Below are 17,212 nucleotides of genomic sequence, written 5' to 3' on the forward strand. Positions count from 1 at the left end.
TGATAAAGGTGGACTATTGGCCGCCAGCTTGCTGAAAGGCCTGTTGCAGTTGGTCGAGCTGCTTGGCGCCCATACAGATATAGACAGCGCCCTCGGTGTACTGCAGCAGCTGGCGGCAGCTGATGGTGAGGAACTTGGTAAAAGCTTCCCCCAGGTTGTCGTTGATAATCGGCCGGGGGGAGTGGCGCTTCTGGCGGCCCCGATAATTGATGTTGTAGGGCGGATCGGTAAAGGCCATGGCCGCTTGTCCACCCTCCATCAGCTGTGCTAACACCGCGGGATCGGTGGCGTCGCCACAAAGCAGCCGGTGTGCTCCCAATAGCCAGCAATTGCCCAGTTGACTAACTGGCGAGGGCAGGGGAGTGGGCAGCTCCTCATCAGCAGTCGGTGACTCCTCCTGACTGAGTTCAGTCAATAGCGCTGAGAGCTCTGCCGTGGAAAAACCGGTTAAGGACAGATCGAAATCAGCGGCTTGCAAGGTCTGCAAAGCAACTTTGAGCAGCGCTTCATCCCACTCGGCATTGGCAGCCAGCTGATTATCGGCTAACCGATAGGCCTGTTGCTGCGGATCGGTGAGCTGTTGCAGTTCAATCACCGGTACCTGCTGCCATGCCAGCTGCTGGGCTGCCAACAGCCGGCCATGGCCGGCAATAATGCCGTTCGCCCCATCCACCAAGATAGGGGTGGTCCACCCAAAGGCTTGAATAGAGGCGGCGATTTGCGCCACCTGAGCCTCAGAGTGCTGGCGGCTATTGCCGGCATAGGGAATCAACGCTGCAATGGGGCGGTATTCAATCTGCACCGGCGGTTTACTCTGGAAAAAAGGGGAAGGGGAGAGCTCGTTCCAAGCTTACTGTAAATCATACCCTTATTTTGGCAAATTGGTTAGTGGGGCGGTTTTTGCAGGCTTCCTCAGATGGCCACAGCTGGCTGATTTAGCGGGTTATCACCCTGAATTTCAGGTAATTTCTATTACGGGTTGTTAGGGCCTGTTGAGGTTTCGCTATAATTTATTGAAATATAAGAGCAAACTCGTAATATTGTCGTTGTGATACCAACAAAAAAACGAGTTTGCAATGCCCCGCTTAATGCTCAGTGATGAGCAGTGGTCGAAGCTAAAAACGATCATGCTTCAAGAAGGAATTTATGACAAGCTCAATCTTCGATTGGAAGTTGAGGGAATGTTCTATCGAATGCGCGTAGGGTGCCCTTGGCGTGACTTGCCTAAGCAATTTGGCAAATGGGCCTCCCTCTACAAAAAATTTAATGACTGGTCGATGACTGGCAAGTGGTTAAGGATTTTTAAAGCAGTAGTCCAAGATCCTGATTTGGAATGGGTATTCATGGATGGAAGCTATGTAAAGGCCCACCAACATAGTGCAGGGGCTGCTGGTAAGGCTTGTGAGGCCATTGGCATCAGCCGGGCAGGCCGTACCAGTAAGATTCACCTGGCAGTAGACAGCTATGGATTACCCATTTCTTTTAAAATTACCGACGGACAAGTTCACGACTGTTTAGCGGCTCCGAGCTTGATAGAATCCTTTCCACCCCCTGAAGTTCTGACGGCTGATAAAGGTTATGACAGCAAGTCAATACGCCAACAAATCTCTGAGAAAGGCACTGTTCCGAATAGTCCCAGAAAGAAAAACTCAATGATAGGGAACGCTAACCTAGATAGGCATCTGTATAAACTCAGACATCTTGTGGAAAATGCCTTCGCCAGGCTAAAGCATTTTCGAGCCATTGCCACCAGGTTTGATAAATTGAAGCGCAATTATCAAAGTATGCTAGACATGGCTTGTAGTTATCTATGGCTGCCCATGTGAAACCTCAACAGGCCCTAGTGAAGATAGCCATCGGGAATTAACGCTGCAATGCAGCGGTATTCAATCTGCACCGGCGGTTTACTCTGGAAAAAAGGGGAAGGGGAGAGCTCGTTCCAAGCTTACTGTAAATCATACCCTTATTTTGGCAAATTGGTTAGTGGGGCGGTTTTTGCAAGCTTCCTCAGATGGCCACAGCGTGCTGATTTAGCGGTTTATAACCCTGAATTTCAGGTAATTTCTATTACACTGTTGTAGTGGGATCCTCTATAGTAGGACTAGAGCCAAAAGATCTGGAGGAGCGATGACTATCCGTTACGATAGCGATTTTTACGGCTGGACTCAGGAACAGGCTAATTTGCTACGGGCTGGCAGCCTAAACCAGTTAGATACGCAGAACCTGCTGGAGGAAATAGAGAGCATGGGAAGCAGCCAAAGAGACGAATTGGAATCACGGCTTGAAGTACTGTTTCTCCATTTGTTGAAATGGTCGTTCCAGCCCTCACACCGTGGTCAGAGTTGGAAACTGACGATAGCAGAACAGCGACGAAAAATAGAACGCCGGTTGTTAAAAAGCCCTAGCCTTAAGAGCGAGCTGGTTGAGCTTACCCTATACGCCTATGGGGACGCTATCCTAGCTGCGGCCAGGGAGACTGGTATGAGTGAAAAAACTTTTCCAAAGCAGTGCCCATGGACGTTTGAGCAGCTCGTAGACAGTGAGTTTTACCCGAATTAAGCGGACTCCCTGCTGTCAAACTTGGGGATATTGTTTAGTTGTTTAGCCACACACAGCACGCTCTGCAGCCAACGCTGTTTAGCAGTCACCCGGTGACAGCCCACCCGCTCTGCGATGTGGCGCCAGGAGTAGCCCTTGGCTCGCAACCAGATCAGTCTGCGTTGCTCGGTTGCCAATCCCACCACCCAGCGGCAGCTCTCTAGCATCAGCTCCACCGCCTCCGGGGGCGGCTGGTGATAGTGATTGGAATCCTCGCTCCCCTCGGGTAAGCTTTTCTGCTGTAAAATCAACTCCCAACAGCCGGTGAATCCTTTGGCTCGCGGGGTGGGTAAACAGCGTGCTACTTGAGCGGCCTGTTCGAATCGTATGGCTATCTGCTCAATGGTCCATGGCTGCATAGTGGCTAACCCCTTAATATCTAAAGCTTTTGAAGGAATGACTGCCACAGCTGCCACAAAAGAGTGATAGTTTCTTATAAGGTTTACGCGTAAGCGCGTAAGCATCTATATAGAGATATTAATGTCTTTTGCGCCAGTTGTGGCAGTCAAGGGCAGTGCTTTGACTGAATGACCAATAAAATCAGTAGCTATCCCAGGATTGCTTTCGCAAGCTGATACCTTTAAATCCTCGTAACCCCAGGTTATTACGCCACTTTTGCAGGCCACGGGTGAGCAATAGATCAGAGAAGCGGCGTTGCGAGCCGATAAATTCGCTAGCCGCTTCAGCCCAGTGTTTCCAATCATTGAACAGTTCTGCGGTCAAGGAGGTCGCCCTACTGCTCTGTAGACAGCGCTCTTCCAGCCACCGCCCGAGGATATCTTCAGCCTCAAAGTACTCATCCGTAGCATCGCACACACACTGTGGGGGTTTTAGCCCTTCACGCTGCCAGGCCAAGCAACCCTGTACACCCCATTCGAAAATAGCGTGCCGCTCGGCGAGCAGCTTGCTCTGTAGGTGTTTATCGCGCTGCTCAGGGGGTATCGTGATGGTAAAAGGGATCAAATGCAGCCGGCGGCGCATGGCCTCATCGAGGTTACGGATCACGGGTTTGTGGTTGCCGGCAATCACCAGCTTGAACTGCGGTAGGTAGCTGAAAAAGTCCTGGCGCATAAAGCGGGCTGAAATACGATCGCCCCCAGTCAACTCCTTAATCTTCGACTCTTTCCAACGTCGCCCTGATCTTGCCACCTTTTTTTAGACACAGAGAAGAGAAACCTTAAGCGACCTGGGATAACCAATTTTTTTCAAAATTTACAGGAGACAGATAGCCTAGCGTTGAGTGCCGTCTCTGTCGGTTATAAAACACTTCTACGTATTCAAAAATGCTCAATTTGGCTTGTTCTCTGCTCTCAAAACGTTCAAAGTGGGTGTGCTCTGTTTTTAAGGTATGGAAAAAACTCTCTGCTACTGCATTGTCATAACAATTGCCCGTACTACTCATGCTAAGCGTTATCTGGTGATGCGCCGATACAGCCTTGAATCCTTTGCTGGTATACTGGCTGCCTCGGTCGGAGTGGTGGATGAGACCTGCAGCAGGCTTCCTCCGTGTTATTGCCTGGCGTAATGCTGCGGCTACTAACTCGGTGGTCATGTGAGCTTGCATATCCATCCCCACGATACTACGAGAGAACAGGTCCAGTACGATAGCAACATACAACCATCCCTCTTGGGTCGGAATATAGGTAATATCTGCTGCCCAGTATTGATCAGGGCGAGTGGCTGTGAACTTCTGCTTGAGTAAATTAGGCGCCACTGCGGCCTTTGGATCGACTATTGTGGTTACCTTAAATCGTTTTTTCATCTTAGCCGCAATATGGGCTGCTTTCATTAGCCGACAAACCCGTTTGCGTGAACAGCGCTCACCTCTAGCTCGTAACTCAGCATGGATACGTGGGCTACCGTAAATTTGGTTGCTTATGGTATAAACCTCTTTAATTTCAGATATTAAACGCTCATCCTCACAATAGCGCTTGGATGGCTCAGCCTTGATAAACTGATAATAGCCACTGCGGGATACACCTAACACGTTGGACATCCTCTCTACGCTGAATTCCCCAGCATGCTTTTGCATAAACTGGTATTTTACTTGCGGGCCACTGAGAAGATGCCCAAGGCTTTTTTTAGGATATCCCTCTCTTCGCGTGCTATCGCCAATTCTTTCCGCAATTGACTGAGCTCAGCATCAGACGCTTTCAGGTATCCTTTGCCCGGGAAAGCCTCTGCACCATCCTTGTTATGCTGATGGACCCACCCTGCCAATGTACTCTTGGGAACTCCCAATTCCTCGCTCAATTGACAGAGCGTTTTACCAGTGCTGTGATACAGCTTTACCGCATTCAGCTTGAATTCCTTATCATAGCTCCTTGATTCCCCTTGATTCATAACTTCACCTCAAAAAGTAACAAAAAATTATACGCTTTGTTCCTCTTCGTTGTGTCCGTTAAAGGGTAGCAAGATCAGTTGAGCAGCGTTCGCGTTTAGGAGATTGGGAGGGAGATACAGTGTATGGACAAGAGGCCAGTTTAGTGACGCTGGTTGAGCGTAAGAGCCGGCTGACATTGATAGGAAAAGTCCCCAATAAAACAGCGGAAACAGTATCTAATATGATGATTAATATGCTAAATCGCGTTGATACTGTACATACCATTACCCTGGATAATGGTGGAGAATTTGCTCAGCACGAGAAGGTTACAAAAGCCACTGGGTCCCAGATATTCTTTGCACGCCCTTATGCCAGCTACCAGAGAGGCACTAATGAGAACACAAACGGTCTTATTCGACGCTGCTGGCCTAAAAAAATGTGTATGGGGGCTCTGAGTAAACAGGAGATTAGGGATATGGAATTACGCCTTAATATGACTCCCAGAAAAGTACTCCTGGGTCTAACTCCCCTAGAAGCTTATACCGGCTGCCGTGTTGCACTTATTGCGTGAATCCAGCTTTTCACCACTACGTAGAGCAGTAACATCTTGGTGGATGTAGTAAGCAGTCAGTGCCTTATCAGCTACCCACATGGTCCCCAGGGCAACAGGAATTAACGGGGCAAAAACGGCATTATTCTCTGCTTCAATAGTTGCCGCCGCATTGGCCAGGGCGGCCTCGCCGCCGAGGGCGTGGGTGGTGCCGGTGATGAGGGTGGAGACGAGGTTTTTGCGGGCTTCGCGCTCCGCTAGGCTGAGAGTGCTGCTGGTTTCCCCATAGGCGCTGTCTATGAGGTTGTTCAGGACCACGCTGGCACTGGCCCCCAGGGGTGGCGCTTTGCCCTTGGGCGGCGGCGCTGGCACTAGCCCCTGCAGGGCAGTGCGGGCTGCTTCGCTATTCATGCTGTCGGCTAGCAGCTTAATCTGCTGGGCGCCGTAGCTTTGAATAACGTTAACAGTGGCCGCTTGCAGCAGTTGGCCGGTGCTGCCGGTGATGTTGCCGGCGGCAGCCAGAGTCAGGACACGCCTCAGTTGATTCACAGCCATCGTTCACTTGGGCAAGCTGGTGGGCGGCATCCCACCCCTTACTTCCTTAATTTTCCTATATTTTTCTACAAATCAAGTGATTTGAAAAAGTTTTGTTCTATTTGAGAAAAACGTATCTGCATTAAGATATCTCCAGACTCTAAAGTAAGAAAATAATCACTATTATTTATTAGAGAATCATTTTCTGACGTCAGCCATCCTGGGGGGTCTTCCTTGACAGCTCTTCTCAACTGTAAGTCACACACATAACAACCAAAAGCATCATCATCCTCAAGAAAATTATTTTGATATAAAAAATGACTTACGTTTCTGCAATGAATATATCCAAGAAAATTTCCGTTATATGTGCTACAAAATTTTATCATAAAATCTTTTGCAGAATTCAAAAAAGTAAAACTTTCTAAACAAAAATCATCAGCTTGCATTTTATCTCCAAACATATTTTACTCAACAAAATGGCCAGTTGAATGGGATTGATCTGGTAAACGGTTTCCAAAATAATCTTGTCTTTCTCCATACTTCTTGCTTTTATCAGCAGCCCAAATCTTCTGGGTTCTAATGACCTCTCCTGTCGGTTTTATATTTATCTTAACACCATTAGGCCCTACCCATCTTTCATATCCTCCTGCACTAGTTTTATCAGGAGGAACAAATCCTTTTGACTTAAGATCAGCATATAATTCAGCTCTTGTTTTTGGCAATACTTGAGAAATGTTCGAATTTTTTGAGGGTGCTATACTGGTCAATTTGGGCGGCTGTTTTAAAACTGCAAAGCTAGAAGCAGACGGGCTCGCAGCTACGTGTCCTGCTTTGCTCAGCGAATTTGCTGCTGCCAGTGTATCACTGACTGATCTTGCTACCCTTTAACGGACACAACGAAGAGGAACAAAGCGTATAATTTTTTGTTACTTTTTGAGGTGAAGTTATGAATCAAGGGGAATCAAGGAGCTATGATAAGGAATTCAAGCTGAATGCGGTAAAGCTGTATCACAGCACTGGTAAAACGCTCTGTCAATTGAGCGAGGAATTGGGAGTTCCCAAGAGTACATTGGCAGGGTGGGTCCATCAGCATAACAAGGATGGTGCAGAGGCTTTCCCGGGCAAAGGATACCTGAAAGCGTCTGATGCTGAGCTCAGTCAATTGCGGAAAGAATTGGCGATAGCACGCGAAGAGAGGGATATCCTAAAAAAAGCCTTGGGCATCTTCTCAGTGGCCCGCAAGTAAAATACCAGTTTATGCAAAAGCATGCTGGGGAATTCAGCGTAGAGAGGATGTCCAACGTGTTAGGTGTATCCCGCAGTGGCTATTATCAGTTTATCAAGGCTGAGCCATCCAAGCGCTATTGTGAGGATGAGCGTTTAATATCTGAAATTAAAGAGGTTTATACCATAAGCAACCAAATTTACGGTAGCCCACGTATCCATGCTGAGTTACGAGCTAGAGGTGAGCGCTGTTCACGCAAACGGGTTTGTCGGCTAATGAAAGCAGCCCATATTGCGGCTAAGATGAAAAAACGATTTAAGGTAACCACAATAGTCGATCCAAAGGCCGCAGTGGCGCCTAATTTACTCAAGCAGAAGTTCACAGCCACTCGCCCTGATCAATACTGGGCAGCAGATATTACCTATATTCCGACCCAAGAGGGATGGTTGTATGTTGCTATCGTACTGGACCTGTTCTCTCGTAGTATCGTGGGGATGGATATGCAAGCTCACATGACCACCGAGTTAGTAGCCGCAGCATTACGCCAGGCAATAACACGGAGGAAGCCTGCTGCAGGTCTCATCCACCACTCCGACCGAGGCAGCCAGTATACCAGCAAAGGATTCAAGGCTGTATCGGCGCATCACCAGATAACGCTTAGCATGAGTAGTACGGGCAATTGTTATGACAATGCAGTAGCAGAGAGTTTTTTCCATACCTTAAAAACAGAGCACACCCACTTTGAACGTTTTGAGAGCAGAGAACAAGCCAAATTGAGCATTTTTGAATACGTAGAAGTGTTTTATAACCGACAGAGACGGCACTCAACGCTAGGCTATCTGTCTCCTGTAAATTTTGAAAAAAATTGGTTATCCCAGGTCGCTTAAGGTTTCTCTTCTCTGTGTCTAAAAAAAGGTGGCAAGATCAGACGCCAGCAATCTTCGAGGGAACTTTAGGTACTGTGGCAGTCATTCCTTGTTTAGCGTTTGTCGCTAGTCCTCGGACAGTCTTGGTAGACTGGATGCCTTGTTTGGCAGCTTTAACGCCTAAATTGGTTAAGGCAACACCCCCCTTAGCAACCCCAATACCGCTAGCAGCCAAGGAGGCGATATCGGCAATTAGCTTAGTACTTTCTAACCCCGCTTTGAAGGAGCCACTGGCGCCTGCTTTTTCGAACTCGGCGTCCATTTTATCGAGGCGGGCAATATAAGATTGTTTTACGGCTTCAGAGACGGTCCCCAGTACATTATCGCTATCAAACAGAGACTTGAGTGATAGGTAAGTTTCATGAGGGCTCAATGCTGCATTGACTATCCCCTCTACAGCCTCATACAGGGTGTCAGGGATACCAGCTATCTCTCCTGCTCTAAAGCTAACATCCTGTCCAGTGTCAATTAAATCCCACTTGGCCCGGATAGCGGCCTTATGAAGCAGATTTTCACCTTCAGATAATTCCTGATTTCTCCGGCTGCATTGCGCCCGGCTTAGATAGTTGTTTTCCATCTCCAGCGTGGCCGCCGCATTCGCCAGGGCCGCCTCGCCGCCGAGGGCGTGGGTGGTGCCGGTGATGAGGGTGGAGACGAGGTTTTTGCGGGCTTCGCGCTCCGCTAGGCTGAGAGTGCTGCTGGTTTCCCCATAGGCGCTGTCTATTAGATTGTTCAGTATCACGCTGGCACTGGCCCCCACCCTGGCTCCAGACATCGTCGAAGCTATCCTTGATGAAACTTTGCCATCCACCGTCACCCTATTCATGCTAGCCTCTAATACACCGCTACTGTGGGAGGAGCAGCGGCAGCAGGTGCTGCTGATGCCGTAAGTAGTATCTCGGTTGTCTAATTTGAAAATTTAGGATTATGTTAATAATGTATTCCATTTAACTAATATAAAAGGATTTATTGTTATTTCAACTTCTATTTTTATACCATTAATTATTATTTCTGAAAAAAGATATTTTTTTTTCTCTATATCTTTTATATTAAAATTCTTAACACCTTCACTGAGGCATTGATGAATTATTATTCCTTTATATTCTAATACAGTCTGAATCCATCCTTCTACAGCTGCAAATGAGAATATTAAGGTTAAATTGTTATTATCAGAAACACGATATGCATACTTTCCTTCTATAGGGTCACTAAACTCAGGTTCTACTTCAAAAAAATTCAGCAATTCTAACTCATCAGGATATGTCTCTATAAACATTATTTAGCTCCACTGAAGGAAATGGCTGTTACAAAGCGATGAGAGCCATCAGACATAACCTGGAAAGTTGTCTGCAACATCGCTGCTTTTCCTGATGGCCCCATAAGTAACGATTCTCTAACCTCAAAATTTCCATGTATATTAGAGAATTTATTAATTATACTTTTTGTATTTTGAGTTATTGATTGTAAGTGGTTTGTTAATGTTGCACGGCCAAGTTGATCATTATGTATGCCTAGTCTTTTCATTTCCAGAGCCAATTGATTAGAACGTGCTGCATTATGTGCATTACTACTTGATTTACCAAATAAATAATCAAATTTACTTGAGTCAATAATATTTATTGTCCCCTTTGCTGCACCCTCTAAATTTACAGTTCCTAGTTGTGTAGAGGAGGCAGCATTGGAGCTAATCCCAGGTGGTTTCGCAGCTACGTGTCCTGCCTTGCTCAGCGAATTTGCTGCTGCCAGTGTATCACTGACGCCAGTAACCTTCGAGGGAATTTTAGGTACTGTAGCAGTCGTTCCTTGTTTGGCGGCTGTCGCTAGTCCTCGGACAGTCTTGGTAGACTGGATGCCTTGTTTGGCAGCTTTAACGCCTAAATTGGTTAAGGCAACACCCCCCTTAGCAACCCCAATACCGCTGGCAGCCAAGGAGGCGATATCGGCAATTAGCTTAGTACTTTCTAATCCCGCTTTGAAGGAGCCACTGGCGCCTGCTTTTTCGAACTCGGCGTCCATTTTATCGAGGCGGGCAATATAAGATTGTTTTACGGCTTCAGAGACGGTCCCCAGTACATTATCGCTATCAAACAGAGACTTGAGTGATAGGTAAGTTTCATGAGGGCTCAATGCTGCATTGACTATCCCCTCTACAGCCTCATACAGGGTGTCAGGGATACCAGCTATCTCTCCTGCTCTAAAGCTAACATCCTGTCCAGTGTCAATTAAATCTGATCTTGCCACCTTTTTTTAGACACAGAGAAGAGAAACCTTAAGCGACCTGGGATAACCAATTTTTTTCAAAATTTACAGGAGACAGATAGCCTAGCGTTGAGTGCCGTCTCTGTCGGTTATAAAACACTTCTACGTATTCAAAAATGCTCAATTTGGCTTGTTCTCTGCTCTCAAAACGTTCAAAGTGGGTGTGCTCTGTTTTTAAGGTATGGAAAAAACTCTCTGCTACTGCATTGTCATAACAATTGCCCGTACTACTCATGCTAAGCGTTATCTGGTGATGCGCCGATACAGCCTTGAATCCTTTGCTGGTATACTGGCTGCCTCGGTCGGAGTGGTGGATGAGACCTGCAGCAGGCTTCCTCCGTGTTATTGCCTGGCGTAATGCTGCGGCTACTAACTCGGTGGTCATGTGAGCTTGCATATCCATCCCCACGATACTACGAGAGAACAGGTCCAGTACGATAGCAACATACAACCATCCCTCTTGGGTCGGAATATAGGTAATATCTGCTGCCCAGTATTGATCAGGGCGAGTGGCTGTGAACTTCTGCTTGAGTAAATTAGGCGCCACTGCGGCCTTTGGATCGACTATTGTGGTTACCTTAAATCGTTTTTTCATCTTAGCCGCAATATGGGCTGCTTTCATTAGCCGACAAACCCGTTTGCGTGAACAGCGCTCACCTCTAGCTCGTAACTCAGCATGGATACGTGGGCTACCGTAAATTTGGTTGCTTATGGTATAAACCTCTTTAATTTCAGATATTAAACGCTCATCCTCACAATAGCGCTTGGATGGCTCAGCCTTGATAAACTGATAATAGCCACTGCGGGATACACCTAACACGTTGGACATCCTCTCTACGCTGAATTCCCCAGCATGCTTTTGCATAAACTGGTATTTTACTTGCGGGCCACTGAGAAGATGCCCAAGGCTTTTTTTAGGATATCCCTCTCTTCGCGTGCTATCGCCAATTCTTTCCGCAATTGACTGAGCTCAGCATCAGACGCTTTCAGGTATCCTTTGCCCGGGAAAGCCTCTGCACCATCCTTGTTATGCTGATGGACCCACCCTGCCAATGTACTCTTGGGAACTCCCAATTCCTCGCTCAATTGACAGAGCGTTTTACCAGTGCTGTGATACAGCTTTACCGCATTCAGCTTGAATTCCTTATCATAGCTCCTTGATTCCCCTTGATTCATAACTTCACCTCAAAAAGTAACAAAAAATTATACGCTTTGTTCCTCTTCGTTGTGTCCGTTAAAGGGTAGCAAGATCAATCCCACTTGGCCCGGATAGCGGCCTTATGAAGCAGATTTTCACCTTCAGATAATTCCTGATTTCTCCGGCTGCATTGCGCCCGGCTTAGATAGTTGTTTTCCATCTCCAGCGTGGCCGCCGCATTGGCCAGTGCCGCCTCGCCGCCGATAGCCTGGGTGGTACCGGTGATGAGGGTGGAGACGAGGTTTTTGCGGGCTTCGCGCTCCGCTAGGCTGAGAGTGCTGCTGGTTTCCCCATAGGCGCTGTCTATGAGGTTGTTCAGGACCACGCTGGCACTGGCCCCCAGGGCCGCTGGGGTGGCGCTCTGTCCTTGGGCGGCGGCGCCAGCGCCAGCCAGTAGCCCCTGCAGGGCAGTGCGGGCCACTTCACTATTCATGCTGTCGGCTAGCAACTTAATCTGCTGGGCGCCGTAGCTTTGAATGACGTTCACGGTGGCCGCTTGCAACAGTTGGCCGGTGCTGCCGGTGATATTACTGCCGGCGGCGAGGGAGAGGGCGCTCATCAGAATACGTCCTTTGCCGCCCATCTCCCACAGCTGGTTCTCTTGTAAGCGCTCCTGTAGCGCTGCTATTTTTTGGGTATTTTGCTGCTCGAGCGCTTTGCCTTGCTCCTCGGTTAAGTCCGTTTGCGTTTTCGTCTGCTCCTTAGCTCGATTGTCTAGGAAAGTGCCGACTTCGCGGGTGAGAGCCTCGACAATCTGGAAGCCCGCTTTTATCTCTTCTAGGTTGAAGCTGTTGGACAGTGCGTTGCTGCTGTCCTTATCACTGGTGACGCTGGCATCGAAGGCGGCGATGGCCTGCTCTGGAGTTTGGCCGGTGAGTGCTAGTTGAGCAGCGGGATTGGTAATGGTCACGGCTTGCCTGGCGCCACTAATCACACTGCGGGTGGTACTGCTGGCGCTGCCGCGGGCGTTTGTGACGATGGGTATGGTAGCGGAGAGGCCATGGTGGCTCGGCAGCCCACTGCCCGGTACCTGCAGGGCTCCTGGAGCGGCTTGCCCTGACTGGTTTTTGCCAACACCCCCATCCTGCAGGGCGGGCTGCCCTGGCTTCTGGGGATGTTGGCTAAAACCGATGCTGCCACTGATGCTCTGGGCGTTATGCTTGTCATAGTTGTCAAGCTGGCTCTGGGTTAAGGTGCTGGCTCTGGCTTTATTGCGGCCGGCGGTCACTGCCTTTGCACTGCTTTTGAGGCCGCCGGCTCCCAGGTGGAAGTTGCCTTTAACATCCAGTTGATAACCCAGGTCGCCCGCTTCGAGGCCTGCCTGCTGCTGGACGCTTTTAAAATCGCTGCGGTAGTCACTTTGGTTGAAATTCAGGCTGCCACTCACCATGGGACCGATATCTAGGTTTATCCCAATCTGCTGCTGTTCGCCCTCCTGGTGGTCGGTGTCTTGCAGGCTTTCAATCGTGAGGTTGCCGGCAATAGCCGCTTGGATTTGCGGGGCGCTCACCACCCCCTGCACGAGGGTATCGCCGCCACTCTCTAACTCGACTTTCTGGCCAGCGTGTACCTGGGCGAGTTGGTACCGGCAGCTCTCCCCTTGGCTGCTGCCTTCGCCTTCACTCATTCCCACTACGATGCCTCGGCCAACACCGAATGACTGGCTGCTGGAGCTCTGGCTGCTCTCCTGCTGGCCGCGGTTTTCACTGGCCAGTAGTTTTAGATTGCCGGCGGCGGCTATCCTTGCTAGCTCCTGAGCTTGCAGGTCGCCCTGTATCGTGGCATCTCCGCTTCTAGCTTGAATGATAACCCTGCGGCCGGACACCAGCGAGCGCTGGGAGGTGGTGTGATGCTCACTGCTTTCACTGTGACTTTCACTACTGCCGAAGGTGGTGGTGACGTTAATTCCACCTAGTTGTTGCGGATTGCACTGCAGGGCATCATAGGTGTTCTTGGCGGCCAGGCCGCCGGCCGCGGCAGCTAGGGCGTGCATCCGGGGGTCGCTAGTCTGGCCGACAGCGCTCTGCAGCTGTTGAGCGGTTTGGAGAGCGCTCACGGCCGGGTTGCTGACACTCATGGTGAAGCCGCTGGTGCTGCTGCTACTTTCCTGGGTGAGTTGCTGCTGGTGGTGGGTGTCTAGGACCTCTATCGTGGCCGCTGAGACGTTAATATCACCCTGGGGGGTGATCAGGTGGCTGCCCAGTTGCTGGAATTTCTGCTTGGCCCAGATGCGCACATCACCCAACAGGCTGCCCACCGCACTGCTCTGCTGCTGAGTGCCCTCGAGCTCTTGCTGCTGGCTGCTCTCGCGCTCGCCTAAGGTCAAAGCAGCGCCTCCCCCGGTGAGTAGCCCACTCTCTTCTACCTGATGGTAGCTGATTTGCCGTTGGCGATTTTCAGCACTGGTGATTTTTATATTGCCCTCTTGGGCTATCAAGGTAGTACCTTGCTCTCCCAGGACGCTGGAGCCGTGGATTCGCAGATCGCCTTCGGTGGCAACCATCTCCGTTTGTGTGCCAATGAATTGGCTCCCCAAAGCGATGGTCTCTTGCTGGACGATGCGTGAGGTGGTCGTTTTATCATTAAAAAGCCCGCTATGGGTTTTCTGGTGCGCTTCATCCAAGTAGCGAGTGGCTTGACCAGGAAGAATTTCAATGCTTTTAGCACTCATCTGTAACGTGCCGGCGGCGAGTTGTGCCTCCAGGGACTGCTCGGTCGACACGAGAGGGGCAGCACCGCTGCCCTCCTGCTCTAGGGCAAGGGGCCCCTGAACGAGCGCGGCGACTGACTGGGCGGAAACTCCACTGGCTACCTGGGCAGCGGTGGCGGTGAGTTTATTGCCCGCGTGGAGCTGCAGGGTGCCGACGGTTTTGATTTGGCTGCCGACATCTCGGTAGCCCCCTTCAACCCGGTGGTTGTTCTCATCCCAGATGAGTTGCTCGTGTTGTCCGACCTGGGCAGTGCTCAGCTTGAGATCGTGGCCAGCCCTTATCTGTGTGTGGCCGCCCTCGCCAGCGTTCAATATCTGGGTAGCCACCAGGTTAGCGTCGCGTCCCGCCTGGACCGCCATCACACCGCCTGCTTGCCTGACCAGCAGCTTTGCTCGTTGGCCTAAATTGGTATGGCTGCTATAACTGCTGCCGTTGGGATCGCCGCCAGTGGTGGTGACGGTGGTAGTTTCCGCCGTGACGTCTCTGCCCGCCTCAACTTGTAATAGCGTGTCGCCGCTCACTAGGCCGCCCTGATGGTTGATATCTTGGCGCGCCTTGAGGTGGGTCTTTCCACCGTAGAGTGTTCCGCCCTGATGGTGGATGTTTTCAGCAGTGATGGATAGGGTGTCGCGGGCCAGCGTCGTCCCGTTACCGGTGAAATTACCACTGAGATCAAGCAGGATGTTCTTCGCCGATATCAGTGAGCCGTACCCAGCGCCAATAGTGCCTTCGGGAACTCTTAGATAGAGCTGTGGTGCTAAAACCTGCACCTGGCTGCCATCGGGTGCCTGGACTGAGGCTTGTACCGGCCAGACGATATCCCGGGTGAGTTGAGCCATCTGGGTGTTGGATAGCGGCACGCCAGGCTGTAGCTGCAGCGTTTTAGCCGCACTAATGGCATTGGCTATCAGCGCTCGATATTGCGTATCATCATCCTGGTAATCGCCGATAAACCGCTGGCTAGTCATTTGAATGACGGCGTCACGCAGCTGCTGCTGCTCATAAAAGCCATCGCCAAAGGGCTTCGGTAGGTTTTTCAAGTCGACCTTGAGCGCTCTCAGTAACCGCTCAGAGCTGACATACTGCCGCTGCCGTATAAATTTTGGATCGGTGGTGACTAGGGGAACTCCAGGCTGGGTATTGACCGAGAACAGGCCGCTAGTCGGCAACGTCAGCGCTAACGGCAGAGTGGAGACCCGTTCCCGTAAAGCGGTCGGGTAGGGCTGCAGGCTCTGGTTGCCTAGCGTTGCTAGCGCCTCGTGGCTGGGCTGCCAAGGCTTGCCGTTGAGGGTGACTTGGGTGCCCTGGGTGGTGGCCTGCTGCAGCTCGGCTTGTGCGGTGCGAAGGACGACGGCACTGTTACTGCCAAAATGACCCCGCTGTCCTAAAAGTGTTTGTGCTTCTATCTGTAGATCACCCTGCCCGGCATGCTCGATTCGGCCGCCCTGATTGTTCACCGTTTGTGCCTGGAGAGTCAGCTGGTGACTGTTACTGGCAATCCGACCGTTGCTATTATCCAGGGTCCCAGTCATTTTCAATGGCAAATCTTCTGGGCCATGCTGAACTAAGTTACCCCCAATATTGCTTAAGTCCCGGGCACTCAGTTGTAGTTTTTCGGCTCTCAGGGTGGCGGCATCCGTGTTCAGGACGGTTGGGGTGGTTAAGGTTAGGGTCTGCTGGGATTCCAGAGTGGCCCCGGGTAGCTGCAGCGCGCCCTGGGTGGCTTGCAGGGTGAGCGATTGGCCTTTTAAGGTAACCCCCATCCCCTCTAGGGTGCTGCCCTGATAGCTTTGTGTGCCACCCGATTTTATTTCTCCCTGTAGGGTGAGCGTTTGCTGGGCCTGTAGATTGACGTTCTCTCTGGCGACCACTAGACCGGTGTGTGTCAACCAGCCGTCGCTATTGACCACCACAGAGCCGGTAGAGGCTGTCAGTCGCCCCGCATTGCGGATGCCAACACCAGCCTCCGTGCCGACGATAAAAATATGCTCGGCATACATACCACCCAGCTGGGCGACATCCAGCGCTACCGTGGGGGCAGCTTCAGTCGTGGTTATCGGCGTTGCTTGGTTATTATCGGCCTGCACCTGGTTGCTACCGGTAGTTATCGTTAATTTTTTGGCCTGGAGGTGGCTGTTCACCTCAACCGCTCGTGCCATAATCGCCGTATAGTCGGTATCGCGACTATTTAAGCCTTGACCCTCAATCTTTATGGTACCGCTGGTCACCCGATAGCTGTCGAGCTGCCCGTTTTTAAACTGTGGTTGACCGGTCGTCAGTGTGGCTCCCGTCGTGTTGATAAAGCCGCCCCCATTGATATAAATCCCTGAGGGGTTGGCTATCACCACGTGGGCGCCTTGTCCCGCCACTTCAATCATCCCGCTCAGCACCGTGGGATCGCTGGAGTTGACTTCGTTGAGGATGAGGCGGGCGGTGCCGTTGGCCAAGTGAGCATTGCCGGCAATCGCTCCCGCGAGCTGGGTTTGGGTGGCGGCGGCGCTGTTATTGAGGACTGCGCCGGGTTGTTCAACATCAAAGCGGCTATAGGTGTTGTGGGAGACACCTGCGGCATTGGGGGTTTGAATATTGACCACCGGGGCCCCGTTAGGGGCGGTCACGACGCTGGGCTGTTGCGCGGCTGGGGCGTTGCTGTCGGCCACGATGGCTGCCTGGGTGAGGGCGCTCCAACCGAGGATGAATGTAAACACCAGGGGCTGGGCACAGCGTAGCCACCGGGCGGTTGGAGTGCTCGAACGGCTTGCTTGGCCTGGCGTTCTGGCTAGTTCGCCCACCACCATCGTTTGGCCACGTTTTTGATTGAAGATTACCCGGTAACAGCCCTGATTCATATGATGCTCCTGAGATCCCTAGCTACTGGTTATAGACTA

At 50.8% G+C, this 17,212-nt stretch carries 16 protein-coding genes and 3 pseudogenes; 5 read left to right on the top strand and 14 right to left on the bottom strand.

What is annotated here, in order from left to right; genetic code table 11:
• Window positions 1–13: 13 nt before the first annotated feature.
• Window positions 14–802 carry a ParB N-terminal domain-containing protein gene (locus tag NL324_RS05405; RefSeq protein ID WP_253306642.1) on the bottom strand — a complete coding sequence of 263 codons (789 nt, stop codon included), beginning with the start codon at window positions 800–802 and terminating at the stop codon, window positions 14–16.
• Between the two features lie 274 nt (window positions 803–1,076).
• Here NL324_RS05405 and NL324_RS05410 point away from each other — a divergent pair, with 274 nt between their 5' ends.
• Both NL324_RS05410 and NL324_RS05415 read left to right on the top strand, forming a co-directional pair.
• A complete protein-coding gene (locus tag NL324_RS05410) occupies window positions 1,077–1,826 on the top strand; it encodes an IS5 family transposase (protein ID WP_253306643.1) in 750 nt (249 codons plus the stop codon).
• A gap of 301 nt (window positions 1,827–2,127) precedes the next feature.
• Window positions 2,128–2,559, top strand: a complete 432-nt coding sequence (locus NL324_RS05415) for a DUF29 domain-containing protein (protein WP_253306644.1) — start codon at window positions 2,128–2,130, stop codon at window positions 2,557–2,559.
• On the opposite strand, the gene NL324_RS05420 is transcribed toward NL324_RS05415, so the two are convergent.
• The 4 genes and pseudogenes from NL324_RS05420 to NL324_RS05435 form a co-directional block, all read right to left on the bottom strand.
• On the bottom strand, window positions 2,556–2,957 hold the full coding sequence (locus tag NL324_RS05420; RefSeq protein WP_253306645.1) for a DUF6362 family protein: 402 nt from the start codon (window positions 2,955–2,957) through the stop codon (window positions 2,556–2,558). The two genes, NL324_RS05415 and NL324_RS05420, sit on opposite strands and share 4 nt — an antisense overlap.
• A gap of 181 nt (window positions 2,958–3,138) precedes the next feature.
• Window positions 3,139–3,735 (bottom strand): annotated as a pseudogene (locus NL324_RS05425) (phage/plasmid primase, P4 family); the annotation flags it as partial.
• Window positions 3,736–3,775: 40 nt separating this feature from the next.
• Window positions 3,776–4,726, bottom strand: coding sequence for an IS3 family transposase (locus NL324_RS05430; protein WP_366516351.1), 951 nt, complete (start codon window positions 4,724–4,726; stop codon window positions 3,776–3,778).
• Entirely contained in the window at window positions 4,642–4,941 is a 300-nt protein-coding gene (locus tag NL324_RS05435; protein ID WP_253305847.1) for a transposase, read from the bottom strand. The genes NL324_RS05430 and NL324_RS05435 overlap by 85 nt, the downstream gene beginning before the upstream one ends.
• A 77-nt stretch (window positions 4,942–5,018) precedes the next feature.
• On the opposite strand from NL324_RS05435, the pseudogene NL324_RS05440 reads away from it, so the two are divergent.
• Window positions 5,019–5,492: pseudogene (locus NL324_RS05440) on the top strand (IS30 family transposase); the annotation flags it as partial.
• On the opposite strand, the gene NL324_RS05445 reads toward NL324_RS05440, so the two are convergent.
• The 3 genes from NL324_RS05445 to NL324_RS05455 form a co-directional block, all read right to left on the bottom strand.
• Window positions 5,451–6,020, bottom strand: coding sequence for a hypothetical protein (locus NL324_RS05445; RefSeq protein ID WP_253306647.1), 570 nt, complete (start codon window positions 6,018–6,020; stop codon window positions 5,451–5,453). The pseudogene NL324_RS05440 and the gene NL324_RS05445 overlap by 42 nt on opposite strands.
• Before the next feature lie 71 nt (window positions 6,021–6,091).
• A complete protein-coding gene (locus NL324_RS05450) occupies window positions 6,092–6,451 on the bottom strand; it encodes a hypothetical protein (RefSeq protein ID WP_253306648.1) in 360 nt (119 codons plus the stop codon).
• Window positions 6,452–6,469: 18 nt separating this feature from the next.
• Window positions 6,470–6,772 (bottom strand): hypothetical protein, encoded by a 303-nt coding sequence (locus tag NL324_RS05455; RefSeq protein ID WP_253306649.1) that lies wholly within the window; start codon window positions 6,770–6,772, stop codon window positions 6,470–6,472.
• Window positions 6,773–6,951: 179 nt separating this feature from the next.
• Here NL324_RS05455 and NL324_RS05465 point away from each other — a divergent pair.
• Window positions 6,952–8,117 (top strand): annotated as a pseudogene (locus NL324_RS05465) (IS3 family transposase).
• A 37-nt stretch (window positions 8,118–8,154) separates the two neighbouring features.
• On the opposite strand, the gene NL324_RS05470 reads toward NL324_RS05465, so the two are convergent.
• Entirely contained in the window at window positions 8,155–8,898 is a 744-nt protein-coding gene (locus NL324_RS05470; protein ID WP_253306650.1) for a hypothetical protein, read from the bottom strand.
• On the opposite strand from NL324_RS05470, the gene NL324_RS05475 reads away from it, so the two are divergent.
• A complete protein-coding gene (locus NL324_RS05475) occupies window positions 8,885–9,046 on the top strand; it encodes a hypothetical protein (RefSeq protein WP_366516342.1) in 162 nt (53 codons plus the stop codon). The two genes, NL324_RS05470 and NL324_RS05475, sit on opposite strands and share 14 nt — an antisense overlap.
• Before the next feature lie 35 nt (window positions 9,047–9,081).
• Here the strand turns inward: NL324_RS05475 and NL324_RS05480 are convergent, their stop codons facing one another.
• The 5 genes from NL324_RS05480 to NL324_RS05500 form a co-directional block, all read right to left on the bottom strand.
• Window positions 9,082–9,432 carry a hypothetical protein gene (locus NL324_RS05480; RefSeq protein WP_253306651.1) on the bottom strand — a complete coding sequence of 117 codons (351 nt, stop codon included), beginning with the start codon at window positions 9,430–9,432 and terminating at the stop codon, window positions 9,082–9,084.
• Window positions 9,432–10,397: a hypothetical protein gene (locus NL324_RS05485; RefSeq protein WP_253306652.1), complete on the bottom strand. Its 966-nt coding sequence runs from the start codon at window positions 10,395–10,397 to the stop codon at window positions 9,432–9,434. Before NL324_RS05485 ends, NL324_RS05480 begins: the two co-directional genes overlap by 1 nt.
• Before the next feature lie 28 nt (window positions 10,398–10,425).
• A complete protein-coding gene (locus NL324_RS05490; protein ID WP_366516351.1) occupies window positions 10,426–11,376 on the bottom strand; it encodes an IS3 family transposase in 951 nt (316 codons plus the stop codon).
• Window positions 11,292–11,591: a transposase gene (locus NL324_RS05495; RefSeq protein WP_253305847.1), complete on the bottom strand. Its 300-nt coding sequence runs from the start codon at window positions 11,589–11,591 to the stop codon at window positions 11,292–11,294. The genes NL324_RS05490 and NL324_RS05495 overlap by 85 nt, the downstream gene beginning before the upstream one ends.
• 74 nt (window positions 11,592–11,665) lie before the next feature.
• Window positions 11,666–17,173, bottom strand: coding sequence for a two-partner secretion domain-containing protein (locus NL324_RS05500; RefSeq protein WP_253306653.1), 5,508 nt, complete (start codon window positions 17,171–17,173; stop codon window positions 11,666–11,668).
• Between the last annotated feature and the right edge of the window lie 39 nt (window positions 17,174–17,212).

The sequence above is a fragment of the unidentified bacterial endosymbiont genome, from assembly GCF_918320885.1.
Classification (GTDB): domain Bacteria; phylum Pseudomonadota; class Gammaproteobacteria; order Enterobacterales.

Coding starts and splice junctions, on each gene's coding strand:
- NL324_RS05410 (WP_253306643.1), top strand. CDS start 1,077: ATGCCCCGCTTAATGCTCAGTGATGAGCAGTGGTCGAAGCTAAAAACG.
- NL324_RS05415 (WP_253306644.1), top strand. CDS start 2,128: ATGACTATCCGTTACGATAGCGATTTTTACGGCTGGACTCAGGAACAG.
- NL324_RS05420 (WP_253306645.1), bottom strand. CDS start 2,957: ATGCAGCCATGGACCATTGAGCAGATAGCCATACGATTCGAACAGGCC.
- NL324_RS05435 (WP_253305847.1), bottom strand. CDS start 4,941: ATGAATCAAGGGGAATCAAGGAGCTATGATAAGGAATTCAAGCTGAAT.
- NL324_RS05450 (WP_253306648.1), bottom strand. CDS start 6,451: ATGCAAGCTGATGATTTTTGTTTAGAAAGTTTTACTTTTTTGAATTCT.
- NL324_RS05480 (WP_253306651.1), bottom strand. CDS start 9,432: ATGTTTATAGAGACATATCCTGATGAGTTAGAATTGCTGAATTTTTTT.
- NL324_RS05495 (WP_253305847.1), bottom strand. CDS start 11,591: ATGAATCAAGGGGAATCAAGGAGCTATGATAAGGAATTCAAGCTGAAT.
- NL324_RS05500 (WP_253306653.1), bottom strand. CDS start 17,173: ATGAATCAGGGCTGTTACCGGGTAATCTTCAATCAAAAACGTGGCCAA.